Source organism: Brevundimonas sp. (assembly GCF_031412435.1).
Classification (GTDB): domain Bacteria; phylum Pseudomonadota; class Alphaproteobacteria; order Caulobacterales; family Caulobacteraceae; genus Brevundimonas.
The window spans coordinates 58,036-84,635 of the sequence record NZ_JANODA010000058.1; the positions used below are offsets into that span (position 1 = coordinate 58,036).

Sequence of the window (26,600 nt, forward strand, 5' to 3'; positions counted from 1 at the left end):
GGGGTATCGCAGACGTCTTTCATTGCGGCCTCGATGCCGAGGGTTAACTAACCCGCTGCCGCGCCGGAAGGTGGAGGACCTGCCGGCCGAGCGCGGCATCGAAATCCGCTACGTGACGCGGATCACCTCCGGCGCACTCGGCCGAGCGCGGCATCGAAATCCGCTACGAGACGCGGATCACCTCCGGCGCACTGCCGAATAGCGGAACGGGTTGCTGGAGGGGGCCATACGGCGACGCTGATGCCGACCTGGCAGCGGGCAGGGCTGGCAGAACCCGTCAAACGGCCAGGCGTGTTCGATCTGCTTCGAGGAAGGCGACCACGTCGGCGACGGACGTGCGCGGGTTGCGAGTGTGCGGATAGGCGTGGGCGGTGCGGGGTTTGCGGTCGAACCAGATTTCGTCGACGACCTCGGGCGGCCGGGTCGCGGCCAGCCAGTCGATGGTGTCGGCGCCTTCGTGGTCGTTTCTGAGGATGGGGGCGAGGATCTTGCGGAATTTCGGCAGGCTCGTCTTCACCCCGGCGGTGTCGGCCCAGCCTGGGTGGACGGCGTAGGTCCTGATCCTGTCCGTGGCCCAGGCGGAGCGCCAGTGCTCGGCCAGGGCCAGCTGGGCGCGCTTGTGGGCGGCATAGGCGGCGAAGCCGTTGAAATGCGCCTCGGGGATGTTGAGCATCTTCTTGTTGAGGCCGAGGTTATAGAGGCCGCCGGAGACGACGTTGATGATGGCCGCGCCCGGCTTTAGTTCGCCAGCCTTGTGCAGGTCCTCGGTCAGAATCCAGTGGCCCAGAAGATTGGTGGCGTAGGAGGTTTCAAGGCCCTCGGACGTGGCCTTGAACTCGCGCATCAGCAGGCCGACGTTGTTGACGACGACGTCGAATTTCGTGGCCGCGATCTCGGGCCGTTTCGACAGGCCGGCCACGGCTGACATGGACGACAGGTCGCAGGTCACGGGCACGATCTTGCCGGGACCTTCGGCCTCACGCACCAGGTCGCCCAAGGCCTTCACATTGCGGCCGATGGCGTAGACGGTCGCGCCCTTGGCCGTGGCGCGGAGCGCCGTGGCCTTGCCCAGACCCCCGGTGGCGCCGGTCACAAGCCAGTTCTGACCGGTGTAGTTCGCCTTCACAGGCTTGAACGGGATGCCCCGCGCGACATAGCCCACCCTTGTGAAGGACGGCGCAAAGCGGGCGTAGAAATTCGCCGACTTCATCAGCGCCTGCCAGAAGGGGGGCTCGGCCATGGGGCTTCTCCGCGCGACCGCTGTCGCTTGCGTAAGCACACTAATCGTTCAGCGAGGGTTGGCAAGTGGCTTGCGTTTCTGGACTTATGTCGTCAGCGTTGGAGCAGCGAGACGCGGCGGCAGCGTCGAGGAGGCGTGATGACCAGACCCATTCGGGTGATCCAGTGGGCGACCGGCTCCATGGGCAAGGCCTGCCTGCGGTCGGTGCTGGACGACGACCGCTTCCAACTGGTCGGCCTGTTCGTCTATGGCGAGGCCAAGGCCGGACGCGACGCCGGCGACATCGCGCGCAGGCCCGAAACCGGAGTGATCGCCACCCGCTTGATCGACGACATCCTGGCGCTCGACGCAGATGTGGTGATCCATACGCCTATGCTGTCGGACCCCTATGGCGGCCACGACGCGGACGTGAAGCGGCTGCTGGAATCCGGCAAGAACGTCGTCAGCATCAACCACTATTTCGAACCCGCGGTCCTCGGCCTCGCCTATGCGAACGGGCTGGCGGAGAGCGCGCGGAAGGGAGGCGCGACCCTGGCCGGCACGGGAGTCAATCCGGGCTGGGTCGCGGAGCGGATGGCGGTCAATGCGGTCTCGCTGTGTCTGTCACACCGCAACATCGCGACCCGGGAAATCATCGACTGCACAACGGTTCCGAACCCGGACTATGTCTTCGGGGCGCTGGGGTTTGGTTCCGCTCCGGGAGCGATCGACCTTGCGAACGGGCCGCTGGCGGAAACCTTCACGGCCATGTTTTCGCAGAGCGTCGAGGGCCTGGCCGTGCGGCTCGGTCTGGAACTGGACCGGTACGAAGCGGATCATGCCGTCAGCCTGGCCGAACGCGATCTGACCATCGCCGCAGGGATCATCCCGAAGGGCTCGGTTGCGGCCACGACCTGGCGCGTGCACGGCCTGATCGACGGGGTGCGGCGCATCACGCATGAGGTCAACTGGATCATGGATCCGGCCCAGGCGCCGTTCGCCGGCAAGCCGCATTGGGAGATCGAGGTCGACGGCCTGCCAGGCGTCCGGATCGCGATGGACCTGGTCAACACCGCGCCCGACGGTGTTCGCACGAAGCCGGAACAGTTCGCTGTGGCGGCGATGGTGTTGCAGGCGATCCCGCGCGTGGTCGCCGCGCCGCCGGGCCTGCTCAGGCTCTGAAGCCGGCCAAAGCGACTTGCCCGCTAACGCAAGCCATGTCACTTTCGTTTCAAGACTGAATATCAGTCATCGGAGGATACCAGGATGGCCGACCGCGACCCTGAGGTTCAGGCCCTGCTCGACAAGAAGGCGATCGAGGAGGTGCTGTTGAAGTTCCTGCGCGGCTGCGATCGTGCGGATTCCGACCTCGTTGAACGCGCCTACTGGCCCGACGGCTGGGAGGACCACGGCGGCACCTTCGACGGCCCGGCGTGCGAATGGGTGGCGGTGGTCAAGGAGCGTCTGCCCAAGGCCGGGCTGATGAACCATCTTGCCATGAACATGGTCATCGACCTCACCGGGCCGACGACGGCCGTCGCCGAGTCCTACATCCTGACGGCCTCACGCCTGACGGTGAAGGGGCAGGAGTTCGACACGCGGACGCTCGCGCGCTGTGTCGACCACATGGAGAAGCGCGGCGCCGAGTGGCGTATCAAGCGCCGCAATATGTGCTGGGAATGGAACGAGGAGCACGAGCTCTCCGAGACCTGGGCGCGCGGTGCGATCACCCGGGATCCGTCCCTGCTGCGACGCGGCGGCAAGAAGCCGGATGACATCCTCTACACCCCCGCCGCGTGAGGGACGGGGCCATGGAAGTTCAGGGCTCAGTCGCCATCGTCACCGGGGCCAACAGGGGCATTGGCGAAGGCTTCGTCCATGTGCTGATCCAACAGGGCGCCGCCAGGGTCTACGCCGGCGCCCGCGATCCGGCGTCGGCGCAGCACCTCGTTGATCAGTACCCGGGCAAGGTCGTGGCCGTGACGCTCGACGTCACGAGGCCGGAGACGATCGCGGCCGCGGCTGTGGCCTGTCCCGATGTGTCGGTGGTGGTCAACAATGCAGGCGTCTCCACTGGTAATCTGCTGATCGGCGCCGACGACATGTCAGCCATGCGCGAGGAGATGGAGGTCAACTATTTCGGCCCCGTCGCCATGTCGCGGGCCTTCGCGCCCGTGCTCAAGGCCAACGGGGGCGGGGCGATTTTGAACGTTCTGTCGGTCGCGGGCATCGTCGCCGTGCCGAACATGGGCGGCTACAGCCCGTCGAAATTCGCCATGCGGGCGGCCGGGACCTGCATCCGCGCCGAACTGGCCGGGCAGGGGACCACCGTCACCTCCCTGATCGTCGGCTCGGTCGACACCCGGATGGCCTCGCACGTGAAGGGCGCCAAGGAACGGCCCGAGGACATCGCCGGCGCCGCCATGAAGGGGATCACGCGAGGCGTCGACGAGATCGACACCGACCGGTTTGCGGTCGAGAGCCGCGCCGCCCTGGCCCGTGATCCCAAGGGGATGGAACGGGGCATGGCCAGGATGCTGCACGCCACGGAACTGTCTACCGGCCGCTAGAGCCGATCACGAGGGGGAGACCAGTCCATATGCCGCCCATTACCGAAATCCTGACCATCCTCGGGATCAATTTCGTCATCTGCGTCGCGTCCTTCGTCATTCTCTGGGGGATCGGCGTCGCCATCCGGGACGTGACCTTCGTTGACGCCTGGTGGGCCCTGGGCCTGGCCTTCATGGGGGTGACCACCTTCCTGATGGCCGACGGCTCGGACCAGCGGATGCAGCTGATCCTCGTCCTGGTCTGCGTCTGGGGCCTGCGGCTGGGCGGCTACATGCTGTGGCGCTGGCGCGATCACGGGCCGGACAGACGTTATGTAAAGATGCTCGACCGGGCTCAGGAAAAGGGCATGAGCTATCCCAGGGCCGCATGGGTCCTGGTGTTCCAGCTGCAGTCGCCCATCCTGTTCATCGTCAGCCTGCCTGTGCAGCTGGGCCAGCTGTCGGCGACGCCGGTCGCGGTAGGGATCCTCGGCTGGATCGGCGCCGGCCTGACCGTCTTCGGCATCATCTTCGAAAGCCTGGGCGACTGGCAGATGGTGCGGTTCAAGAAGACGCCGGGCACGGCGGGGACTGTCATGGACAAGGGCCTGTGGCGCTATACCCAGCACCCCAACTATTTCGGCGACCTGTGCGTCTGGTTCGGCCTGTGGCTGATCGCGGCGGAGTCGGGGCTGCTGGGCGCGGCCTCGATCGTCGGGCCTCTGCTACTGATCGTGATGTTCTTGAAGTACAGCGGGGGCGTGTCGTACGAAAAGCGACTGAAGCACACGCGTCCTGGCTACGAGGGCTATATGGCCCGGACCAGCCTGATGATTCCCTGGCCGCCCAGGAAGGCGGCCGCCGTGGAGACGAAGTCGCCCGCATGATCCGTCCCGCCAGGCCGCGTATGATGTCCACGCCGGGGGTCGCCATGCCGGCGCCCCGGGCGGTGGGCGCCCTGTTGAATGTCCACGCCGAGAGGGATCCGGATCGCCCGGCCCTGACCTTTGAAGGCGTGACCCTGACGCGGCGCGAGCTGGCGGACCGGGTCAACCGCAGGGCGCGGACGCTGCAGAAGGCCGGGGTGGTGGAAGGCGATTTCGTCGCCATCGCCCTGCCGAACTGCCCTGCGTTTCTGGAGCTGGCCTTCGCCGTGTGGGCGCTCGGCGCGACCCCGGCGCCCCTGTCGCACAAGCTGCCTGCGATCGAACTGGCCGGCATCCTCGATCTGCTCAAGCCCCGCCTGATCGTCATCGAGGATGGGTCCAGGACGGGCGATACGCCTCGCCTGTCCGAGGCGGAGACGTATGACGCGTCGGCGGATCCTTCGCCCCTGCCGGAGATCGTGTCGAAACATCTGAAGGCCATCGCCAGCGGCGGCTCGACCGGCCGACCCAAGGTCATCGTCGACATGGCGCCGGCGATGGTCGACCCCGACGTTCTGCTGCTCGGCATGATCCCCGAGGATGTGCTGCTGAATCCCGGGCCGCTGTACCATGCGGCTCCCTTCGGCATGACCTGTTTCGCGATGGGCTGGGGGCTGCACATCGTCCTGATGCCGCGTTTCGATGCGGAGGAAACACTGCGGCTGATCGACCAGTACAGGGTCAGCTGGCTGTTCCAGGTGCCGACCATGATGCACCGGATCTGGTCCCTTCCAGACGATGTGAAGGCGAAACATGACGTCTCGTCGCTGGACGCCGTCATGCACATCGCCGCCGCCTGTCCTCCCTGGTTGAAGCAGAAGTGGATCGAGTGGGTGGGCCCGGAGACGGTCTGGGAGATCTACACCGGCACCGAGGCCCTCGGCGGGACTGGTATTCGCGGGGTCGAATGGCTGGATCACCCCGGCTCGGTCGGGAAGGTCTTGCCCGGCTATGAGATGAAGGTGCTGAACGAAGCCGGCGAAGCCTGTGCCCCCGGCGAGATCGGCGAGATCTATTTCATGCCGTTGCGGGGGCAGGGGACGACCTACAGATACCTCGGCGCCGAGCCGCGCGCGAACGGGACGTTCGAGACCCTGGGCGACATGGGATATGTCGATGAGGACGGCTGGCTCTACCTGGCCGATCGGCGCGTGGACATGATCGTTTCGGGCGGGGCCAACGTCTATCCCGCCGAGGTCGAGGCGGCGATCGACAGCTTCCCCGGCGTCCAATGCAGCGTGGTGGTGGGACTGCCCGACGCCGATTTCGGCCAGCGCGTTCACGCCATCGTTGAGACGGCGGACGGGGCTCTGGACCAGGCGGGGCTGAACGCCTTCCTGGCCGAGCGGATCGCGCCCTACAAGCGGCCGCGCTCGCTGGAGGTTACGACCGAACGGCTGCGTGACGATGCGGGCAAGGTGCGTCGCTCGGCCTTGCGGGCCGAGCGGATGCAGGCCGTTTAGAGGCGCGGGCTGGACTCGGAGTACACCGAGTCCAGCGAGTGCAATTCCGAACCCAGTCTCGCACAATTATGATGCAAGCTATTGGTCTAATTAGTTAAACTGAGCCGATTCAGCTTCAGGACGCCGCCGGGTCCTTCATCTGGAAATAGTCGCGCCAGGCGACGATCTTTCCGTCCCGGAATTCGATGATGCCCATGTAAGGATGGGAGACGCTGACGCCGTCGGCGTTGACGTAGTCCTCCTGACCCTCGGTTAGCACCTTGTCGCCGTTTTCGGCCCAGTTCACGAGCGTCCACTTCGTCGCCGAATGGTTGACCCAGTATTTCGTGATGAACCGGTCGACCCACTCCTTCCCGATCAGGGGGCGGGTGCCGACGTGGTAGTGGTATTCGACGTCGTCGGCGAAGAAGTCGAGGAAGGCGGGCTTGTCCCGGGCCTCCGACACCGCCATCAACGCTCGCAGGCGTTCGATCGGCGTACTCATGCCGAGGCCTTTGCAGTCTCGGGCTTCGCCGGCGCATGGACCTGCGACGTGTCGTAGTAGTCGCGCATCCGGTAGATCAGGCCGTCGCGAACCTGGAAGACCTGAACGAAGGGGTTATCGATCTTCACCCCCGAAGCACGATCGACCAGGACCTCCATGCCCTCGACGAACAGGACCTCTCCGTTCTCGGCCGAATGGGTGACGCGCCACTCCTGCTGGTCGAAGCCGGCCTCGTAGTTGGACAGGAATTTCCGCATCTTGTCCTTGCCCACAGCCGGACGTTTCGTGGGGTGCCAGTGGTATTCGATATCGTCGGCGAGGGTGGCGATGAAGCCTTCCACATCGCGCTTCTTCCAGGCGGCCATCATGGCCTCCACGACCTTCATGTTCTGACCCACGGCGCCGTCTCCTAGCTCTTCGTTGCCGAAACGCTAGGACCAGAAGTCTGCTAATGCAAGCGCAGCGAAGACGCTTTCAAACACGAACTTTTGCTACGCCGTCGGCTTGATCCGACTTGCCTTCATCAGCACGTTTTGCAGCGTCAGCCGCCCCTTGCAGGCGCTGCAGCTGACCTGGGCGCTCAGGGGTTCGCCACAGACGTGCTTGATCTTCACCGGCGGCCCGGCCCGGTCCTTCAGGTGGGTGTCGGCCCAGGTCATCATGGCCAGGGCGTGGGGATAGAGGTCCTGACCCTTCTTGGTCAGCCGGTACTGATAGCGGGGCGGCGTCATCTCGTAGAGGCGACGCTCGAATATGCCGGATATCTCTAGTGTCCGCAGCCGGTCGGTCAGGATGTTGGAGGCGATGCCGAGCATCTCCTGGATTTCATCGAACCTGTGCAGTCCGAAATATTGGACGCTGACCACAAGCGCGGTCCAGCGGTCACCGAGCAGGTCGACCAGTTCGATCGTCGGAGCCTCCGCATTGGGCTGGCGACGCCGGTGCATCCGCTGCACCGGCAGCCTCTCCATCCCCTGTCCGGGGCCGGGGGTGAAGCTGCAGGTATGCAACGTCAGTAGCTCGCCGCAGCCGCCGCAGCGGAGTTCCGGCAACATGGCCTTACTGCATTCGGTATGGGTGAAGACCGTCGGCGCCCGGCCGCCGGTCACGCCCCAGCGCACGCCCCAGCCCCACATCAGCATCATGGAATCGAACAGGCCGAGGCCGCGCGGCGTCAGATGATAGGCCATGCGCACGCCCTCATCCTTGTGGGGCTTCTTGACCAGGATCCCGTGGCGTTCCAGCGCGGCGAGCCGGCTGGACAGGGTGGAGCGTGCGCCGCCCAGACGGGCGTGGAACTCCTCGAACCGCGTGGCCCCCAGGAAGGCCTCCTGCACGACCAGCAGGCTCCATCGATCCCCCAAAGCGTTAAGGGCGCGGTTGACGGAGCTCTTTGGAACCAGACGGATTTTCGGCCCAGTACGAGACATGGTCTCTCTTAGACAGCGCGGTTAGGTCTTATCAAGCAACCGACAATTTCTGGCGTCGAACGACCAGCCCGGCCGCCTCCCGGTCGAAAGTGGCGGCGGTCACCCCTTCGTCCCGAAGCCCCGTCTTCTGGATCTTGTTGGTCGGCGTCTTGGGCAGGGCGGTCTCGACCCGGACATAGCGCGGCACCATGAAATGGGTCATGCGCGGGATCAGCCATTCCACCAGTTCGCGGGGATCGATCTCGGCGCCGTCGACGGGGGCCACGGCCACCATGACCTCCTGCTCGCCGCCCGGCAGGTCGACGGCATAGGCGGCGCATTCGCGCACCGACGGGTGAGCGACGACCTCGATCTCGATCTCCAGCGAGGACATGTTCTCGCCCCGCCTGCGGATCGCGTCCTTCTTGCGGTCGACGAAGAAGAAGCAGCCCTGTGCGTCGCGCCACATCAGGTCGCCGGTGTGGAACCAGCCGTTGAGCCAGGCCTTCGCGGTAGCCTCAGGGTCGCCGAGATAGCCGGAGAAGAGCGTCCACGGATTGTCCGACCGGATGACCAGTTCGCCGGGCTGGCCGTGCGGAACTTCGTTGTCGTGGTCGTCGACGATGCGGCACTCCATACCGACGCGGACGCGGCCACACGAGCGCATCACCGGATCGTTGACCGCGCTGATCAGCGGGCCGGACACCTCGGTCATGTTGAAGCCGGACAGGTAGTCGAAGCCGAACCGTTTCCCCAGCGCTATGGTGTCCTCGTTGATAGGCGACAGGGTCACCATCCGCAGCGGATTGTCGGCATCGTCGGCCTTGGGTGGCTCCTTCATCAGGAAGGAGGTCAGGGCGCCGATCAGACCCGAGCAGACCGTCGCGCCGGTCTCGCGCACCGTGTCCCAGAAGCGGCGGGTGTCGAAGGCCTCGAACAGGGCGACCGAGCCGCCGCACGCCACCGCCGCCGTGATCGCGGCGATGCCGCCGACGTGGAACATCGGCAGGTTCACCAGCATCCGGTCGGACTGGACCATGTAGCCGTAGGTGACCTTGGCCGTGGTCCACTCCTGCACATAGGAGGTGATGACCGCCTTGGACGGACCGGTCGTGCCGGAGGTGAAGATGATCACCGGCGAATCCCAGGGGTGCTGGTCGACGAACACGCAGGCCGCAGGATCGCCGTCGAGCGCCGAGGCGTCCTCGATCTCAACGGGCAAATTCAATGGCTCTGACGCGCCGGTCAGGATCAGCCGTTCAGCAACTCCCAACGACAGGCCTTCGAGGCGCGGCGCCAGATCGGGATGAACGATCATCACCTTCGCGCCGGTCTTGCCGACGGCGTGCTCCAGCAACTTGCCTCGGAAGCTGGTGTTGATCGGGGCGAGGGCGGCGCCCGCATAGTTGGCGCCGAACCAGGCGCGCAGCAGGGCCGGGCCGTTCGGCGCGCAGGCCGCGACGATGTCACCGCCCTTCACGCCGCGCGCCTGCAGGGCGGCGGCGGTGGACAGGGCGCGCCTGCGAGTTTCGGCCCAGGTCCAGGTCTCGCCGGTCTCGAAGCGGATGAAGACCGTGTCCGGCGTCTCGGCGGCCCATCGGTCGATCAGCCGGGGGATGACGCAGTCCTCGGCCGTCGGAGGCGCGGGTTCGAACCAGGGGAGTGAAAGTCTCTCGCTCACCGGGCCGGCTCCTGCCATTCGCGGGCTTCCTCGACGCTGGCCCGGAAGGGCTTCAGCGCGCGGGTCAGGAGCAGGGAGGCGATGGTTATGGTGACGCCGCTGACGATGGCCAGCGACAGGCCGATGTTGTGGTCGCCGCCCAGCAGGTTGTCGCTGATCGCCGCCACGATGGTCGGGCCGAGGCCCAGCGACACCAGATTGCCGATCAGGAAATAGATCGCCGTGATCTGGGCCCGCAGCTGGTTCGGCGCGACGGACTGAAGCGCGGTGGCGGGCAGGCTGTTCATTACGCCGGCGAAGAAGCTGAACCCGGCCAGCGCGGCGATGGCCAAGGCTTGCGTCGGCATCAGGGGCATGGCGACAGCGAAGGGGATGCTGGCGATCAGGGCGCCGATCGCGACCCGGACGGGGGCGTCGGTGCGGCCCCGGTTGGCGAACCAGTCGGTCATCCAGCCGCCGACCAGGACGCCCGGCGTGGCGGCCGCCAGAAGCACGGCGCCATAGGCGAAACCGACCTCGGCGGGCGTCATCCCGTGCTGGCGGATCAGCACCGCCGGAGCCCAGGCCAGGTAGGAAATGCCCGCCATGCCAAAGATCGAGAAGGCCATGATCAGGACGTAGAAGGTCGATTTGCGGGCCCACATGTATTTCAGGACGCCCGCCTGGACGCCGGACTTCGTCACTCCCTGGCGCGGCGGCTCGCGGACGACGATGAACAGGGCGGCGATCAGCAGGCCCGGCGCGCCGACGAGGATGAAGGTCTGCTGCCAGGCCGCCAGTTCGCCGACCAGCGGCAACCGCATCGCGCCGGCCTGGGCGATCATGTCGATCACCGCACCGCCGATCATCAGGGCCAGACCCGCGCCGAGATAGGGGGCCATGGAGTAGACGGCGAGGGCCCGGGCCCGCTGACGCGGCGGGAAGTAGTCGGAGATCATCGAATAGGCGGCGGGCGACAGGGCGGCCTCGCCGATTCCCACGCCGATACGCGCGGCGAACAGGGCCCAGAAGCTGTTGGCCAGACCGCAGGCCACGGTCATCACGCTCCAGACCACGATCCCCCAGAAGATGATCCAGCGCCGGCTGCCCCGGTCCGCCAGCCGGGCAAGGGGCACGCCCATGACGGTGTAGAACAGGGAGAAGGCAATCCCCGCCAGAAGGCTGAACTGGGTGTCGGAGATGGTCAGGTCGGCGCGGATCGGCTGGACCAGCAGGGTCAGGATCTGGCGGTCGATGAAGCTGGACGTATAGGCGACCATCAGGGCCGCGACGGCGAACCAGGCCCAGCCGGAATGAGGCCAGATCCTCGGCGCCGGGGGCTGTCCGACGCCCATAACACCGTCACTTCCACTCATGCCGTGACCTCGTTAAATCTCAAGATGAAAGTCACTTTCGCAGTTGCGAGATAGTCGGCCGTTTTCTTCGCACCCGCATTGGCGGAAGCGAACTTCCCACTGATTCCGAAATAGGGTGATCGGCGATAACACACTCTCAACTCCCTGTTTTCGAACGAATAACTGTCCGAACATTTCGCCGAATCTACGTTCGGTCGGAGGCGGCGCACTCCAAGCGTGGCTGGAGCGTGTCGCCATGTTGACACAGAAGCACACAACTCAGTCTGATTACAAAAGCTATTTGACAGTCTCAATTCGCCAGTTACACATTGTCACCAGAAGCACCTCGGCTAACGGGGGCTCATGGGAGGATTGGGCGTGAACATCAGAGGCACAGTCAGCGTATCCGCATTGCTCATCGCCGCGACGCTTTCCGCGACGCCGGCCCTGGCCCAGACCGCGCCCTCCGGGCAGGAGGCGACGGTCGTCGATGAGATCATCGTCACTGCCACACGCCGCGCGCAGCGTCTGATTGAGGCGCCGGTCGCCGTGACCGCAGTCAGCGGCGAGCAGCTGGAGAACTCCGGCGTCAGCGACATCCGTGAGTTGACCAGTCTGGCCCCCAGTGTCCAATTCCAGACTCCCGGCGGCGGTTCGGACTCCTCGATCCGCATTCGCGGCGTGGGCACCACCTCGACCAACCCGGGTCTGGAATCCTCAGTCGGCGTGATCATCGACGGCGTGATCCGGGCCCGCACGGGGGTCGCCCTTTCTGAACTCGGCGACCTTCAGGGTATCGAAGTCCTGCGCGGGCCACAGGGCACCCTCTTCGGCCGCAACACGTCTTCGGGTATCATCAACGTCACGACGAAACAGCCGGATTTCAACGGTATCAGCGGCAATATCACCGGGTCCTACGGCAGCTTCGAGGATCGCCGGATCTCGGGCGCCGCGAACTTCCCGCTGGTCGACGACGAACTGGCCCTGCGTATCGAGGGCAGCTACGAGCTCCGCGACGGCTTCCACTCCGACGCCAACTCGGGAGAGAGCCTGGACAACCTCGACCGTCAGTTCGTCCGCGGCAAGCTGCTGTGGCGTCCGTCCGAGACCCTGAGCTGGACCTTCTCGGCCGACTACACCAACCGCAACGAAAACTGCTGTGTCGCGCTTCTCGCCATCGCCGGCCCCACCTACAACCTGGTCAACCAGTTGGCGGCCGCGCGCGGAGGCATCGGCTATCCGTCGACCAATCCGTTCGATCGCCGCGCCTCCAAGAACAACATCCGCCAGAACCAGGAGGACATCGAGGATATGGGCGTGTCCGCCTCGGCGGAGTGGGATCTGGGCTGGGCGACGCTGAACTCGGTCAGCGCCTTCCGCAGCTGGGAAGCTTTCCGCTCCCAGGACTTCGACCACTCGGGCGCTGACCTGGGCTTCTTCGCGCCCGACGGCTTGCACCAGGGATTCGACGTTCTGACCCAGGAACTGCGTCTACAGGGCGAAAACGGCCGGATCGACTGGCTGGTGGGGCTGTTCTACTCCGACGAGACGGTGCTGAACGACAGCGCCTTCCGCATGGGGGCCGACTATCCGCTGATCTACGGCGGCGCGGCGACCTTCCAGGCCTCGACGCTCGCCGCCTTCCGGCCCGGCGATGGCGCACGCGGCATCGGTGAGCAGAGTGGGCAGGACCTCTCCTTCTTCACCCACAACGTCTTCCGCGTCACGGATGCGCTGAGCATCACCGCAGGCCTGCGCTATACGCAGAATGACAAGGAAATCACCTACCGGGGCGAGAACTTCAACCCGGCCTGTGACAGTGCCGTCCGCACCAGTGACGCCGCCGGCATTACCCGGTTCTGCGCCCCCTTCTGGGACACGCGCCTGAACCCCTCGGGCGACACCGACGCGCGCACCGAAGAGGCCACGACCGGAACGGTGAACATCGCCTACCGGGTCAGCCAGTCACTCAACACCTATGCCTCCTACTCGCGGGGCTACAAGTCGGGAGGCTACAACTTCGATCGCGCCGGCTTCACCACCCCCGCCACGCCGAACGCGCGCGATCTGGCCTTCGTCGAGGAGACGGTCGACGCCTATGAGTTCGGCATCAAGGGCGAGTTCTTCGACCGCACCCTGCGCGCCAACTTCGCGGCCTTCCACCAGGCCTTCGAAGGTTTCCAACTGATCGAGTTTACGGGCGTCAGCTTCGTGGTCCGTTCGCTGGCCGAGGTCATCACCAAGGGCGCCGAGCTTGAAGTCACCTGGGAGCCGACCCCCGGCCTGACCCTTACCAACGGCCTCAGCTATACCGATGCCTATTATCCGGTGAACGTGCTGAACCGTCAGTACTCCGGCCTTGAGCTCGAGCAGTCGCCCGACTGGGTCAATGTCTCCTCGGTGACCTGGGAGTTCCCGATCGGCGACGGCCTGACGGCTGTGGCCTACGCCGACGCCCGCTATTCCTCGGAGTTCTTCACGGGCGGGTTCGATCCGAACCGCGTGCAGGACAGCTTCACGACCGCCAATGTTCGCTTCTCCCTCCGGGACGCGAAAGAGGCCTGGCAGCTGGACGTCTTCGCAAGGAACGTCTTCGACCAGGACTACTATCGCCGCGTGATCCCCGCGACCTTCCAGGCGGGATCCTACTCGGCCTTCCTCGGCGACCCCCGCACCTACGGGGTCACCCTGCGGCGCAACTTCTGAGCCGCCTCTTCCGGGTTTTCCTGACCTGAGACGCCTCGGCCCCGCTGCGAAAGCAGCGGGGCCTTTTTCGGTCTGCGGCTCAGAACCCCATCTGCTTCGCCGCGAGATCGCGCAGAATCTCCTCCGACCCGCCGCCGATGACGAAGATACGGGCCTCGCGATAGATGCGTTCGACGCGGTTGCCGCCGGTGTAGGCGCGGCCGCCCAGCACCTGCAGGCTTTCCCGGGCGCAGTGCTCCAGCGTAGTCGTCGCCTGCACCTTCAGCAGGGCCAGATCCGCGACCGGGACCTCGCCGCGACCGAAGCGCCACACCAGGATGTCCAGCATGGCGTAGGCGACCTTGATGCGCTGGACCATGTCGACGATCTTGTGGCGCATCACCTGGTGGTCGATCAGCCGCTTGCCGAAGGTCTGGCGCTCGCGGGCGAAGGCGATGGCCTCGGCGACGCAGGTGCGGGTCATGGCCAGGGTGGCTGCGATGCCGGAGAACCGTTCGATGTTGAACTGGCTGGCGAGGCCGGCGAAGCCCCGGTTCTCGACGCCGACCAGATTGGTCACAGGCACCTCGACATTGTCGAAGTTCAGCCAGCCGTTGTTGCGGTTGTACCATTGCAGGCCGGGCAGGGGGCCGCGGGTAACGCCCGGCCGGTCCGTCTCGATCAGCAGCATCGACAGGCCGCCCATGCCGGGGCCGCCGGTCCGCACCGCCGTGAGCAGATAGTCGGCCTTCATGGCGCCCGAGATCAGGGTCTTGCCGCCGTTTACGATGAAGACGTCACCCTTGCGCTCGGCCGTGGTGGTGAAGCCGGACACGTCGGAGCCGCCGCCGGGCTCGGTCACGGCGAAGGCGATCTTTTTGGCTCCCGCGAGGACGGGCCGGGCGACGCGATCCAGCATCTCGGGTGTCCCACCGTTGATGATGGGCGGCAGGGCGATCCACGGCGTGGCGAGGTCGGCGAACACCACGCCGGAGCCCATGCGGAAGAACTCCTCGGCGAAGATGATGCGATCCCACAGGTCGATGTTCTCACCCGTACCGCCCAGGTCCTCGCGGAAGCCCATGCCGCTGATGCCCTCGCGCGCGGCGTCCTTGTAGAGGCTGTCGGGAAAGTCGGAGACGGCGTCCCATTCATCCAGATGCGGCGCGATATAGCCGTCGACGAACCCGCGCAGCTTGTTCCGCCAGGCGTCATGTTGCGCCGTAAGGAACGGGCTGGGCGGCCTGAGGCCGTCGAAATCCAGCGCGGGAGGAGCGTGATCAGCCATGGTCGTTTCCCCTGTCGCGCCAGCGTGTCCGGCGTCGCTTTCACTTTCATACTAAAGCCCTCTCGCCATCCGCTGCAAGCATGGTATGCTAACGCAAGTCGCCTTCTCGACGTCGGGCGGTTACAGGAGAGATCGATGGGACTGGAACAGACAGGCAAGGCCCGCACGGCCTTCGAGGGCGGCGTGGCCCAAGCTCCGCTGAAGGTGACGCTCACGGACAGGTCGCACCCCTATATGCAGGGCGTTTGGACGCCCCAGCATGAGGAACACACCGCCGATGACATGGTGGTGATCGGAACGATCCCGACTGATATCGACGGCGTCTATGTGCGCAACACCGAGAACCCCATCCACCAGCCTTTGGGCCGCTATCATCCGTTCGACGGCGACGGCATGCTGCACGCGATCAGCATCAAGGACGGCAAGGCGAGCTATCGCAACCGCTTCGTCCGCACGGCAGGCTTCGAGGCGGAGCAGGAGGCGGGACGCGCCCTGTGGGCGGGTCTGGCCGAGCATCCGTCGTTGTCGGAGAAGCCGGGCTGGGGCGCGCACGGCGGGCTGAAGGACTCGTCCTCGACCGACGTGATCATCCATGCAGGGGCGATCCTGTCGACCTTTTACCAGTGCGGCGAGGCCTATCGGCTGGACCCCTGGACGCTGGAGCCCATGGGCACGGCGGGCTGGTGTCCCCCGGAAGGGATTTCCGCCCATCCCAAGGTGGACCCGAAGACCGGAGAGCTGCTGTTCTTCAACTATTCCAAGGCTGCGCCCTACATGCACTACGGCGTGGTCGGGGCCGACAACCAGCTGAAACACCTGACGCCCGTCCCCCTGCCCGGGCCGCGCCTGCCGCACGACATGGCCTTCACGACGCACTGGTCGATCCTGAACGACTTCCCGCTGTTCTGGGAGCAGGACCTGCTGCCCAAGGGCTATCACGTCGCCCGCTTCCACCCCGACATGAAGTCGCGCTTCAGCCTGATCCCGCGCTTCGGCGGCGCCGGAGATGTGCGCTGGTTCGAGGGCGACGCCACCTATGTCCTGCATTTCCTGAACGCCTGGGAGGAGGGAGATGCGGTGGTCCTGGACGGCTATTTCCAGGAGGATCCGGCGCCGGCGACCAGCCCGCAGGCCTGGCCGGGGTTCGAGCGGATCATGACCTTCCTCGACCAGGACATGCTGAGACCCAAGCTGCACCGCTGGCGCTTCGACCTGCAGACCGGCGAGACGACCGAGACCCGGCTGGACGACCGGGTGCTGGAGTTCGGGATCATCAACAACCAGTACGCCGGGGTGAAGAACCGCTGGGCCTATTCGGCGGTGTCCAAACCGGGTTGGTTCCTGTTTACCGGGCTGGTCAAACACGACATGGAAACTCTGGAGAGCTGGGCCATCGACTTCGGCCCGGAACGCTATGGCTCGGAGCCCGGGTTCGCGCCGCGCGTCGGGGCGACGGAGGAGGACGACGGCTACCTGATCACCTATGTCACCGACATGATCGAGGACCGGTCCGAATGCGTGATCTATGATGCGCGGAAACTGGCGGACGGTCCTGTGGCGCGTATCATCCTGCCGGGCCGGATCTCCAGCGGCACCCATGCGACCTGGGAACAGGGCGAGACCATCCGGGCGTCGAAGGCGGCGCTGGCGAACGCAGCCTGAGGACAAGCGGACATGACCTATATCCTCGGCGGCTGGCAGTCGGACTTCGCGCGCAACTATGCACGCGAGGGGCTGGAGATCGGCGACGGCTTCGCCGAGGCCGTCAACGGCGCCCTGGCCGAGACGGGTCTTGAGCCCGAGGATATCGACGTCGGTCATGTCGGCAATTTCGTCGGCGACCTGTTCACCGGACAGGGCATGCTGGGCGGATTCTTCGCCATGACCGACGAGCGGTTCACGGGCATGCCCGCCTCGCGCCACGAGGCGGCCTGCGCCTCTGGCAGCCTGGCCATCATGGCCGCCGCCGCTGACATCGAAAGCGGCCGCTACGGCACGGCCATGGTGCTGGGGCTCGAGATGATGCGCAACGTGCCGGGCGTCACCGCGGCCGAACATCTCGGCGCCGCCGCCTGGGCCGGGCACGAATACCTTGACGCCACCTACGCCTGGCCCCGCGCCTTCTCGGACCTGACCGAGGAGTACCACCGGCGCTACGGCATCGACGAGGCTCACCTGCGTCGGATTTCGCAGATCAACTTCGACAACGCCAAGCGCAATCCGAACGCCCAGACCCGGAACTACAGCTTCTCCAACGCCAGCTTCACCGACGACGACGAGGCCAATCCGGTCATCGAGGGGCGTGTGCGCAAGACCGACTGCGGCCAGGTCACCGACGGCGCCGCCGCCATCATCCTGGCCTCGCCGGAACGCGCCGCCGAATATGCCCGCAAGCGCGGCATCCCGCTGGAGAGCCTTCCCCGCATCAAGGGCTGGGGCCACCGTTGCGCCCCCATCGACTACGGCCGCAAGATCAAGGCCAGCGAGGGCCAGCCCTATGTCTTCCCCGAGGTGAAGCGCGCGATCGACGACGCCCGCGCCCGGGCCGGTCTCGACCTGTCGGGCATCGACGCGGTCGAGACCCACGACTGCTTCTCCATGACCGAATACATGGCCATCGACCACCTGGGCCTGACCGCGCCGGGCGAGAGCTGGAAGGCGATCGAGGCCGGCGATATCGAGATGGGCGGGAAACTGCCGATCAATGCGTCGGGCGGGTTGATCGGCTGTGGGCATCCAGTGGGAGCTACAGGCGTGCGAATGGCTCTGGATGCCTTCAAACAGACCACGGGCACGGCCGGCGACTATCAGGTCGAGGGCGCCAGGAACGTCCAGACGCTGAATATCGGTGGATCGACGACGACGACGGTCAGTTTCGTGGTGGGGGTCTAGCGCGTCGCCCGGATCGCCACGCCGACCGTTCCCTGCGCCACCACCACGCCAGCATCGGTGCGAACCTCGGCCGCTACGACGGCCTTGCGATCGTCGCTGTATGTGACCGTCCCTGCCGCCTCGAGCCGCGCCGTATCGCTCGGCGCCGCGTTCAGGAAACGCATGGTCAAGTCTGTGGTCACCAAGGTCTGGCCGGGCTTCAGAATGCTCATCACGGCCGCCCCTCCGGCCATGTCGATCAGGGCCGCCGTGACCCCGCCGTGGACCAGACCGATGAAGTTGGCGTGGCCCGGATCGATGTCCAGCGCCACCCGCACGAACCCCTCGCGGGCCTCGACCGGATGGGAACCCAGCCGCTTCAGGAAGCCGCCGACTTCGTCGCCCGCGGCCATCCAGCGTCGCAGAAGCTCCAGCCCGTCGACGGTCGGATCGAGCTGGAACCGTACCGGTGCGCTCACGCCGCCCCACGCAGGGCCGGGCGCTTCGCCGTCTTGCGCTCGAACCGGTCCAACGCCGCGACATATTCCCGTTCCAGCTGCGCCACGACGTCGGCGATCGGCTCCACCGCCCTGACGGACTCGATGCCCTGACCGGCGGCCCAGATGTCGCGCCAGCGCTTGGTGTCGCCGCCGGAGGCGTAGTTGCGCTCGGCCGGTCCCCCCAGATTGTCCGGGTCCTTCCCGGCAGCGCGCAGCGACGGCTTCAGCCACGATGCATCGGTGCCTGTCACGGAATCCGACACCACCAGATCGTCCGGCCCGGAGTCGATGACCATCTGCTTGTAGGCCGGCTGGGCCATGCTTTCTGTCGTCGCAAGGAAGCGGGTGCCCATATAGACGAAGTCGGCGCCCGCAGCGATCGCGCCCGCAATGCCGGCGCCGTCGCCGACCCCCCCGCCGACCGCGATGTAGCCGTCGAAGAACGCGCGCACCGCCGAGATGAAGGCGAAGGGGGACAGGTGCCCGGTGTGTCCGCCCGCGCCCGCGCTGACGCAGGCCAGACCGTCGACCCCGGCAGCCGCCGCCTTCTTCGCCAGGGGCATCGAGATGACGTCGGCGAACACCAGCCCGCCATAGGCCTTGACTGTCTCCATCACCGGTCTGGGCGACCCCAACGCCGTGATCACCACCGGGGGCTTGTATTTCGCCACCAGGCGCAGATCCTCCGCCAGCCGCGCATTGGTCGAATGGGTGATCAGATTGGCGATCCACGGCGCATCGCCGGGCTTCAATGCGCCAGTGATCCGGGCCATCCAGACGTCGAGATCCTCGACCGTGCGGCAGTTCGTCGTGGGAAAGGCGCCGCCGATCCCAGCCTTGCAAGCGGCGATGACCATCTCCGGCCCCGAGACCAGGAACATGGGCGCCGCGAAAACGGGCAGGCGGAGCGTGTTGAAGGGGGGCGTCATACGGTCTCGGTCTGGTTGAAGGCGGCGCGCAGGTCGCGTTTCAACACCTTGCCCACCGGATTGCGGGGCAGGGCGTCCAACGTTTCCAGACGTTCGATCTGCTTGTAGACGGCGACCTGACGCTCGGCGGTCAGGAAGCGGTTGATCTCTTCCACAGTCGCCGTCTGTCCGGGCCGGAAGACGACGAAGGCGGCCAGCCGTTCGCCCAGGTTCGGATCGGGCGACCCGACCACGGCGGCCTCGGCGACGGCCGGATGGGCGACCAGGTGGTTCTCGATCTCTTCGGACGAGATGTTCATCCCGCCCCGGATGACGATGTCCTTCAGCCGGCCGACGAACTTCAGATACTGCAGCCGGTCGCCGGCCAGTTCGAACAGGTCGCCGGTGCGGAACCAGCCATCGGCGTCGAAAGCCCCGGTGTTGAGGTCCGGCGCACGCCAGTATCCCGAGAACACGGTGGCGCCCTTGACCCGCAGTTCGCCGGGCTTGCCGGGCTCTGCGATCTCCTGCTCCGTGTCCGGATCAACGAGGCGCGTGAAGATGCGATCGTGCAGGACTGCGTTCCATTGGAAGCCCTCCGCCAGGCGCGGAAAGAGACCCGCGCGGTCGGCGGCGACCGGCAGGTCCTTCATCGCGCTGACGAACGAAGCGCCTTCGTTGGAGCCGAAATAGTTCACGATCTGCACGCCGTACTTCTCGTGGAAAGTCCGCACCATCCATTCCGACAGGGGCGCCGAGCCCGAGCCGATGGACTTCAGCCGTCTGAAGTCGATGCCCTCCAGCAGCGTCTCGTTCTGCAGGAGCAGATTCAGCACGGCGGGCGGGGCGACCGTGTAGTCGATCTTCTCCTCCCTCATCTGCTTGAGCAGAATCGGCAGATCGAACGGCTGGTGCTGGATCAGGACGCCGCCCAGCAGCAGCCAGCCGACGAAGGCGGTTGAGATGCCTGCCATGTTCACCATCGGGAACGGGTTCAGCAGGCGCGCCCCGGGCTCCAGGTCCGCTGCATCAACGACGCCGGCCCCCATGATGATCCATTCGTTGTGGCTGCGGGGCACGCCCTTGGGCTGGGCCTCCGTTCCGGAGGTCCAGCAGATGGTGACGATGTCGTCGGCGGTGACGCGGGCGTCCTTGGCCGCCTTCTGCGCGTCGCGATGCTGCTTGCCCGTGACCCCGTCCATCAGTGGCTCGAGGTCCAGCGCGCCGGCCGGGCAGGTCTCGCCCAGCACGAAGACGGTCTTCAGCGTCGAGCAGCGGGCCTTCAGCGCGACGATCATTTCGCCGTGCTGCTGCTTGCCGATGCGATCCGCCGTAATCGCGGCGACGGCGTCGGTCTTGTCGATGATGTAGGCCAGCTCGTTCTCGCGGTACTGGACCGGCGCCGGGCTGGCGATGACGCCCAGTCGCAGACAGGCCAGATAGGCGATGCTCAGCTCGGCGATATTGGGCAGCTGGATCACCACGACCTGATCCTTGCGGATCCCTTGCGCCACCAGCACCGCCGCCAGCCGGTCGACGGCATGGGCCGTCTCGCGCCAGGTCAGGCGGTCCGGCCGGCCGCCGACGACATCGGCCGCGTTCAAGGGGTCGACCAGGGCCTCTGCGTCGGGATGGGCGGCGACATGTTTGAGGAACAGGTCGTCCAGCGTCTGGTCGCCCCACCAGCCCTTCGACTTCATTTCACGAATGCGGTCCTTGGGGATCACGATCATCGGGCCAGCTCCAGCGGTCGGGATTGGGTTTCGCGGCAAAGGGCGCGGACATCGTCGCGCACCACCTTGCCGACGGGGTTGCGTGGCAGGTCGGGGAGGAAATGCAGCCGCTTGGGCGTCCGCACCGGGCCGATCCGGTCACGGACGAAGGCGGTGATGGCGTTCGCGTCCGCTTCCGGCGTGACCGAGACGGCCGCCTCCAGCCGCTCGCCCCAGATGTCGTCGGGCTCGGCGAAGGCGCAGGCCTCGCGCACCGAAGGATGCAGGTTCAGCGCCGCCTCGACCTCGCCCGGATAGACGTTGTAGCCCCCGGTGATGATCAGGTCCTTCGATCGGCCGATCAGGTGCAACAGGCCGTCGTCGCCGACCCGACCGATGTCGCCGGTCTTCAGCCAGCCCTCGTACCGCGACGCGACCGTCAGCTCCGGCGCATCCAGATAATGGGTCCGGGCAAGGTCGCCGCCGACAAGGATCTCCCCCTCGCCACGTTCGACCAGGTCGCCGTCGGCGGTCCGCAGGCGCACGGGCGTATCGGCGAAGAGCCGGCCGACACTGGCGCGCCGCTCAGGGACCGCCATTTCCTCCGGCGACAGTCCGGCGATGGTCATGGGGGCCTCGGTCTGGCCGTAGAGGGTCGAGACGACGGGGCCGAAGCGCTGAATGGCCTGGGCGATCCGGTCCGGCGACATGGGCGCGGCGGAATAGGTCAGGTGGCGCAGACGCAGGAAGTCGTCGGGCTGGAACTCGGCTTCGCCCATCAACAGGGCGATCAGGGTCGGGGGCATGAAGACGGTGGTCACCCGCGCTTTCATTTCGCTCAGGATCGCCGCGCGGTCCGGCTCGGCCAGCAGCACATGGGCCCCGCCCGCCGCCAGCACAGGCAGGACATAGTGGGACGAGCCGTGGGTCAGGGGCGCGGCGGCGAGGTTCACGTCTTCTGCTGTGAAATCGTAGAAGGCCTGCAGCGAGCGCAGCGCCGCCGCCGCGCTGGCCTGGCTCTGCACCACCCCCTTGGGCACGCCGGTCGAGCCCCCGGTGAATTTCAGCGCGAAGGGTGCGTCCGGCTCGTCCGTGATCGGAGGCGGCGTTGCCGTGCCCACGCCCTCCAGCCAGGTCTCCAGCGGCAAAGGCCGCGCCGAGACGCCCGCCGCCTCGACCGAGGCCGCGTCGATCAGGGTGAGGGACAGGTTCGCCCGCGCCTGAAAATCACTGTTCAGCTTCGCGCCGTTTCTCGGGTTCAGCGGCGTCCACACCGCCCCCGCGCGCAGGATGGCGAGGAAGGCGACGACGTGGCGCCAGCTGTTGCGGGCGCAAAGTCCGACCCGGTCGCCGACGCCGACGCCGCGTTCCACGAGGTCGCCCGCCGCCGCCTCGACCATCGCGATCAGTTCGCCGTGGGTCAGGGTCACGTCGCCGTCGAACAGGGCGGGGCGGTCGGCCTTGGTCGTCTGGTTTTCGTAGAGGGCGCGGATCGGGTTCATGCGGCCCGCTCCAGAATGGTGACGACGGTCGCCGCCTCCTCGACGCCAAGGAATCCACCGCCGTTCTCGGCCACGGCGATGCGCGCGCCCTCGACCTGACGCGCCCCGGCCTCGTTGCGCAACTGCGTGGTCAGTTCGAACAGCTGTGCGATTCCCGTCGCTCCGACCGGATGGCCCTTGGACACCAGGCCGCCCGAAGGATTGACCGGCGTCCGGCCGCCGAGGGCGAAGTCGCCCGCCTTCAGCCGTGCGCCGACCGTACCGGGCTCTGCGAGGCCGAGGTTCTCGATCTGCTGCACCTCGGCGTAGCTGGTGGCGTCATGGACCTCGACGACATCGACGGCGTCCGGCCCGATGCCCGCCTGTTCAAAGGCCCTGGTCGCGGCGCGCCGGCCGATGTGATTGTCGAGATCGTTCGCCGCCCGGTCGCTGGCGCTGACGAGCGCGCACCCGCGCACGCGGACAGCCCGCTTCGGTCCGCACAGGCGCGCGAGACCGGCCGCTGAACAGATCACCGCGGCCGCCGCGCCGTCGCTGACCGGGGCGCACATGGCGCGGGTGAAGGGGAAGACCACGGGCTTGTCTGCCATGACCTGATCGACGGTCATCACTGTCCGGTACTGGGCGCGACTATTGAGGGCGCCGGCCGTATGATTCTTGGCGGCGACGCGGGCGAAGTCTTCCTGGGTCGTGCCGTGGCGCGCCATGTGGGCGCGGGCCTGGGCGGCGTAGAGGTCCATGAACAGGCTGCGGTCGGGGCCGGGATCCTCGCCTCCCATCGACCGGATGTAGGCGACAACGCCCTCGCGATCATGGATGTCCGTGCCGCCTGCAAAGGCCGCCGCGACGCGGTCCGGCCGGTCGGGCCAGACCATCTTCTCGACCCCGACGATCAGGGCGATATCGCCGGCGCCGGCCCTGATCCAGTGGATCGCGGACAGCAGGGCCGTGGATCCGGAGGCGCAGGCGTTCTCGACATTGACCACCGGAATGCCGGTCAGGCCGAGCGGGCGCAGGGCGATCTGGCCGCGCACGGTGTTCTGGCCTTCCAGCATCGGCTGGCGGGTGTTGGAGAACCAGGCCGCCTCGACGTCGCCGATCTCGGCGCCGGCATCGGCAAGGGCTGCGGTCACGGCCTCGGCGGTCAGGGACTTGACGCTGTCGTCCGGCCGCTTGCCGAAGCTGGTCATGCTGATCCCGGCGATGAAGACGTCCGACGTCACGTGGCGGGCCGGCGTCGCTGGACGATGCGGAAGCGCGAGGCGACGAAGGCGAGGTCGGCCAGACAGGCGTTGCCAGCCGGGTTCAGCCCGGTGACGTGATAGTCGCTGTAGGCGGCGGCGAAGTTGATCCACATCGCCCCGGTCAGGTTGATCGACAGATTGGCCCCCGCGGCCTCGTAGGCCGGCGTGGCGCTGTCGATGAAATCCTCGTCGGTCGAATAGAGGTAAGACGAGATCGAGCCCTTGGTCAGGGCCAGCCAGGTCGCCTCCATCACCGCCTCCCCGGCGTCCTTCCTCACCAGGAACAGGACCGGTCCGAAGCGTTCCTCCGCATACAGATCGACCTGCTGGCCCCCATCCACCGCGATGACCAGCGGGGTCAGGGTGCGGGCGTCAGGGAACTGTGGGTGGGCGTAGGGCGTGGCTTCGCGCAGGGTTCGCACGCCGGGCAGGTCGGCGATGGCGGCGCGGGCCTCGGCCACGACCTTCAGCGACACATCGCCCTGGATCGCGCCCATGATCCCGGCGGCCATCGCCGGATCGTTCGCAATCGTGTCGATCTGTTCGACGATCGCCTTCGACATCGGGTCGAACAGGTCCGGCGCGATGTAGATCACCTGCGGGCTGGTGCACATCTGGGCCGAAAACAGGCTGGACGAGCGGGCCACGGCGCGGGCGACGGCGGCGACGTCGGACACGCTCTCGATGACGACGGTGTTGACGCCCGCCGTCTCGGTGAACAGCTGCTTGCCGACGACCGTGCGTTCCAGATGGCCGCCGTACCGGGGGCTGCCGGTGAAATCGATGATCTGGACCTGCGGGTGATCGACCAGCCCTTGGGCGACCGGCTCGGCGAGGCTGTCGACGGCGAGTGTCACCAGGTTGGGGTCGAAGCCGAAATCGGTCAGCACGGCCCGGCTCGTCTCGACCACGATGGCCATGGGCAGGATGGCGATGGGGTGCGGCTTGACGATGACCGGGTTGCCCGTGGCCAGGGACGCGAACATCGCCGGATAGGCGTTCCACGTCGGGAATGACGCACAGCAGATCACCAGCCCCACCCCGCGCGGGACCAGCACATAGGTCTTCTCCAGCGCCACTGCCTCGCCCGCGAAGTTGCGATGGTAGGTCGCCGACGGGGCCACGTCCCGCATCGCCTTGGCGGCGTAGGCGAGGGCTTCAACCCCGCGATCCAGGGCATTGGGGCCGGAGCCGCTGAACGCCTGGGTGTAGCTCTGACCCGCGACGTGCATCACCGCATGGGCCATCTCGAAATTACGGTCGTAGAGCCGCGCCGCCATCTCCAGGCACAGGGCGATGCGCAGCTCGAAATCGGCCTCGCGCCAGTCCCCCATGGCGCTCACGGCGGCGGCGATAAGGGCCTCCGGATCGCTCTGCGGATAACGGATGCCGAGCGGCTGTTGCGTGAACGGCGAGACCTCCTCGCCGACCTCTCCGACGACGCCGGGCTGGCCCAGATCGAAGGTCGTTCCGAGCCGCGCCTCGAACGCCGCCTTGCCGGCGCCCGGCTTGTCGGGACCGTGGATCTTCGTGGAGGGACTGTCGCTGTAAGGGCTCCAGCTCTTTCGGGTCTGGACTGCGTCGATTGCGGCCGCCATCGTCGGTGCGTGGCGCGCGACCAAGGCGCGGCGGCGCTCGTCGAGAGTGGTCGCTGACCCGTCCATCCTAGGCCAGCCGCTCGACGATCATGGCGGAGCCGACGCCCTGCGCCCCATGGGCTACGACGATGCCGTAGCGGCCTTCGCAGGCATCAAGCGCATCCAGCAACGACGACAGCAGGATGGCGCCGGTCGCACCCATCGGGTGGCCTTTGGCCATGTGGCCGCCGCCGACGTTGACCTTGTCGGGATCGACCTTCCGTTCGCGCATGAACTTGACGATCGTGACGGCGAAGGCCTCCATGAACTCGATCCGGTCCATGTCGTCGAGGCTCAGGCCGGCCTTGACCAGCGCCCGGTCCATGGCGGTGAAGCCGGCCGTCAGGGAGGCCGCCGGATCGCCCCCGGCCTCGGCATAGGCGACTATCTTCGCCCGGGCGCCGGCCGCTTCGCCGGTGACGATGGCCAGACCGGCGCCGTCGCACATCGGCGGGGCGTGGGCGACCGTGTGGCGGTGGTCGATGACCCGGCCTTCCAGAGCCTCGGCATACTGCACGCCCAGGACGCCGAAGGCGGCGGGCATGGCGGCCAGGCTCTCTGCGGTGGTCGAGGCGCGGGCGGGCTCTTCCGTGTCGAGGCCGTTCAGCGGGATTCTGGATTTCACCAGCGGCGTGCCCTCGGCCGCCGCCGTCTTCTGCTGCGAGGTCAGGGCCGCGGCGTCCATCTCCTCGCGGGAGACGCCGATGTCCTCCGCCAGCCGGTCGGCGGCGACGACGACGGGGATGTAGCGGGTGCGCGGCGGGAAGCTGACGTCCTCGTAGTAGTCGGCCTTGTCGCCCATGAAGGGGACACGCGACATCATCTCGACGCCTCCGGCCAGGGCCGTCTTCGCGCCGCCGGCCTCGATCATCTGGGCCGCCTGTCCGATCGCGGTCAGGCCCGAGACGCAGTAGTTGTTGATCGAGTAGGCATAGGCGTCGTCCGGGAGCCCGGCGTACATCTTGGACACCAGGGCGACGTTGGCGCCCTGGGCCCCCACCTGTCCCACGGCGCCCAGGATCAGGGCGTCGACCTTGCGGGCCGCGCCGCCGTTGCGGGCGTCGAGCGCGTCGATGAGCCCGCCGACCAGCTCATGCGGCTTCATCGAGGCCAGGCCGCCGTCGGGGCGGGACTTGGCGCGGGGCGTGCGGACGGCGTCCAGAATATAGGCGGTCATAAGCTTACTCC

22 protein-coding genes are annotated in these 26,600 nt (G+C 66.8%); 8 read left to right on the top strand and 14 right to left on the bottom strand.

Going from position 1 to position 26,600, the window contains the following annotated elements; genetic code table 11:
• Window positions 1-277 precede the first annotated feature (277 nt).
• Window positions 278-1,240, bottom strand: a complete 963-nt coding sequence (locus tag RMO01_RS11695) for an SDR family NAD(P)-dependent oxidoreductase (RefSeq protein ID WP_309629234.1) — start codon at window positions 1,238-1,240, stop codon at window positions 278-280.
• Between the two features lie 138 nt (window positions 1,241-1,378).
• Between RMO01_RS11695 and RMO01_RS11700 the strand changes: the two genes are divergently transcribed.
• From RMO01_RS11700 to RMO01_RS11720, 5 genes are all read left to right on the top strand, one after another.
• Window positions 1,379-2,401 carry a hypothetical protein gene (locus RMO01_RS11700; RefSeq protein ID WP_309629235.1) on the top strand — a complete coding sequence of 341 codons (1,023 nt, stop codon included), beginning with the start codon at window positions 1,379-1,381 and terminating at the stop codon, window positions 2,399-2,401.
• Window positions 2,402-2,485: 84 nt separating this feature from the next.
• Window positions 2,486-3,019 (top strand): nuclear transport factor 2 family protein, encoded by a 534-nt coding sequence (locus RMO01_RS11705; RefSeq protein ID WP_309629236.1) that lies wholly within the window; start codon window positions 2,486-2,488, stop codon window positions 3,017-3,019.
• An 11-nt stretch (window positions 3,020-3,030) separates the two neighbouring features.
• Entirely contained in the window at window positions 3,031-3,789 is a 759-nt protein-coding gene (locus RMO01_RS11710) for an SDR family oxidoreductase (RefSeq protein WP_309629237.1), read from the top strand.
• Between the two features lie 29 nt (window positions 3,790-3,818).
• Window positions 3,819-4,655: a DUF1295 domain-containing protein gene (locus RMO01_RS11715; protein ID WP_309629238.1), complete on the top strand. Its 837-nt coding sequence runs from the start codon at window positions 3,819-3,821 to the stop codon at window positions 4,653-4,655.
• A complete protein-coding gene (locus tag RMO01_RS11720) occupies window positions 4,652-6,157 on the top strand; it encodes an AMP-binding protein (RefSeq protein ID WP_309629239.1) in 1,506 nt (501 codons plus the stop codon). The genes RMO01_RS11715 and RMO01_RS11720 overlap by 4 nt, the downstream gene beginning before the upstream one ends.
• A 115-nt stretch (window positions 6,158-6,272) precedes the next feature.
• Here RMO01_RS11720 and RMO01_RS11725 read toward each other — a convergent pair whose 3' ends face one another.
• The 5 genes from RMO01_RS11725 to RMO01_RS11745 all read right to left on the bottom strand — a co-directional run bounded on the left by RMO01_RS11725 (window position 6,273) and on the right by RMO01_RS11745 (window position 11,086).
• Complete coding sequence (locus RMO01_RS11725) at window positions 6,273-6,641, bottom strand: nuclear transport factor 2 family protein (protein ID WP_309629240.1); 369 nt, start codon at window positions 6,639-6,641, stop codon at window positions 6,273-6,275.
• Entirely contained in the window at window positions 6,638-7,039 is a 402-nt protein-coding gene (locus tag RMO01_RS11730) for a nuclear transport factor 2 family protein (protein WP_309629241.1), read from the bottom strand. The genes RMO01_RS11725 and RMO01_RS11730 overlap by 4 nt, the downstream gene beginning before the upstream one ends.
• Before the next feature lie 93 nt (window positions 7,040-7,132).
• The gene (locus RMO01_RS11735; RefSeq protein ID WP_309629242.1) at window positions 7,133-8,071 is read right to left on the bottom strand and encodes a helix-turn-helix domain-containing protein; all 939 of its coding nucleotides are present in this window, start codon (window positions 8,069-8,071) and stop codon (window positions 7,133-7,135) included.
• A 31-nt stretch (window positions 8,072-8,102) separates the two neighbouring features.
• Window positions 8,103-9,731, bottom strand: a complete 1,629-nt coding sequence (locus RMO01_RS11740) for an AMP-binding protein (protein WP_309629243.1) — start codon at window positions 9,729-9,731, stop codon at window positions 8,103-8,105.
• Window positions 9,728-11,086 (bottom strand): MFS transporter, encoded by a 1,359-nt coding sequence (locus RMO01_RS11745; RefSeq protein ID WP_309629244.1) that lies wholly within the window; start codon window positions 11,084-11,086, stop codon window positions 9,728-9,730. The genes RMO01_RS11740 and RMO01_RS11745 overlap by 4 nt, the downstream gene beginning before the upstream one ends.
• A 357-nt stretch (window positions 11,087-11,443) precedes the next feature.
• Between RMO01_RS11745 and RMO01_RS11750 the strand changes: the two genes are divergently transcribed.
• Window positions 11,444-13,771, top strand: a complete 2,328-nt coding sequence (locus tag RMO01_RS11750) for a TonB-dependent receptor (RefSeq protein ID WP_309629245.1) — start codon at window positions 11,444-11,446, stop codon at window positions 13,769-13,771.
• Window positions 13,772-13,850: 79 nt separating this feature from the next.
• Here RMO01_RS11750 and RMO01_RS11755 read toward each other — a convergent pair whose 3' ends face one another.
• Complete coding sequence (locus RMO01_RS11755) at window positions 13,851-15,038, bottom strand: acyl-CoA dehydrogenase family protein (RefSeq protein ID WP_309629246.1); 1,188 nt, start codon at window positions 15,036-15,038, stop codon at window positions 13,851-13,853.
• Between the two features lie 135 nt (window positions 15,039-15,173).
• Between RMO01_RS11755 and RMO01_RS11760 the strand changes: the two genes are divergently transcribed.
• Both RMO01_RS11760 and RMO01_RS11765 read left to right on the top strand, forming a co-directional pair.
• On the top strand, window positions 15,174-16,700 hold the full coding sequence (locus tag RMO01_RS11760; protein WP_309629247.1) for a carotenoid oxygenase family protein: 1,527 nt from the start codon (window positions 15,174-15,176) through the stop codon (window positions 16,698-16,700).
• A gap of 12 nt (window positions 16,701-16,712) precedes the next feature.
• Window positions 16,713-17,930: an acetyl-CoA acetyltransferase gene (locus RMO01_RS11765; RefSeq protein WP_309629248.1), complete on the top strand. Its 1,218-nt coding sequence runs from the start codon at window positions 16,713-16,715 to the stop codon at window positions 17,928-17,930.
• On the opposite strand, the gene RMO01_RS11770 is transcribed toward RMO01_RS11765, so the two are convergent.
• Genes RMO01_RS11770 through RMO01_RS11800 form a run of 7 tightly spaced genes read right to left on the bottom strand, consistent with a single transcriptional unit; the run spans window position 17,927 to window position 26,589 of the window.
• Window positions 17,927-18,388: a PaaI family thioesterase gene (locus tag RMO01_RS11770; RefSeq protein ID WP_309629249.1), complete on the bottom strand. Its 462-nt coding sequence runs from the start codon at window positions 18,386-18,388 to the stop codon at window positions 17,927-17,929. The genes RMO01_RS11765 and RMO01_RS11770 overlap by 4 nt on opposite strands.
• Window positions 18,385-19,338 (bottom strand): nitronate monooxygenase, encoded by a 954-nt coding sequence (locus tag RMO01_RS11775; RefSeq protein ID WP_309629250.1) that lies wholly within the window; start codon window positions 19,336-19,338, stop codon window positions 18,385-18,387. The genes RMO01_RS11770 and RMO01_RS11775 overlap by 4 nt, the downstream gene beginning before the upstream one ends.
• Window positions 19,335-21,050 (bottom strand): class I adenylate-forming enzyme family protein, encoded by a 1,716-nt coding sequence (locus tag RMO01_RS11780; RefSeq protein ID WP_309629251.1) that lies wholly within the window; start codon window positions 21,048-21,050, stop codon window positions 19,335-19,337. The genes RMO01_RS11775 and RMO01_RS11780 overlap by 4 nt, the downstream gene beginning before the upstream one ends.
• Window positions 21,047-22,531: an AMP-binding protein gene (locus tag RMO01_RS11785; RefSeq protein WP_309629252.1), complete on the bottom strand. Its 1,485-nt coding sequence runs from the start codon at window positions 22,529-22,531 to the stop codon at window positions 21,047-21,049. The genes RMO01_RS11780 and RMO01_RS11785 overlap by 4 nt, the downstream gene beginning before the upstream one ends.
• Entirely contained in the window at window positions 22,528-23,754 is a 1,227-nt protein-coding gene (locus RMO01_RS11790) for a thiolase family protein (RefSeq protein ID WP_309629253.1), read from the bottom strand. The genes RMO01_RS11785 and RMO01_RS11790 overlap by 4 nt, the downstream gene beginning before the upstream one ends.
• The gene (locus tag RMO01_RS11795) at window positions 23,751-25,439 is read right to left on the bottom strand and encodes an aldehyde dehydrogenase family protein (protein WP_309629254.1); all 1,689 of its coding nucleotides are present in this window, start codon (window positions 25,437-25,439) and stop codon (window positions 23,751-23,753) included. Before RMO01_RS11795 ends, RMO01_RS11790 begins: the two co-directional genes overlap by 4 nt.
• A gap of 1 nt (window position 25,440) precedes the next feature.
• Complete coding sequence (locus tag RMO01_RS11800; RefSeq protein WP_309629255.1) at window positions 25,441-26,589, bottom strand: acetyl-CoA C-acyltransferase; 1,149 nt, start codon at window positions 26,587-26,589, stop codon at window positions 25,441-25,443.
• Window positions 26,590-26,600: the final 11 nt, after the last annotated feature.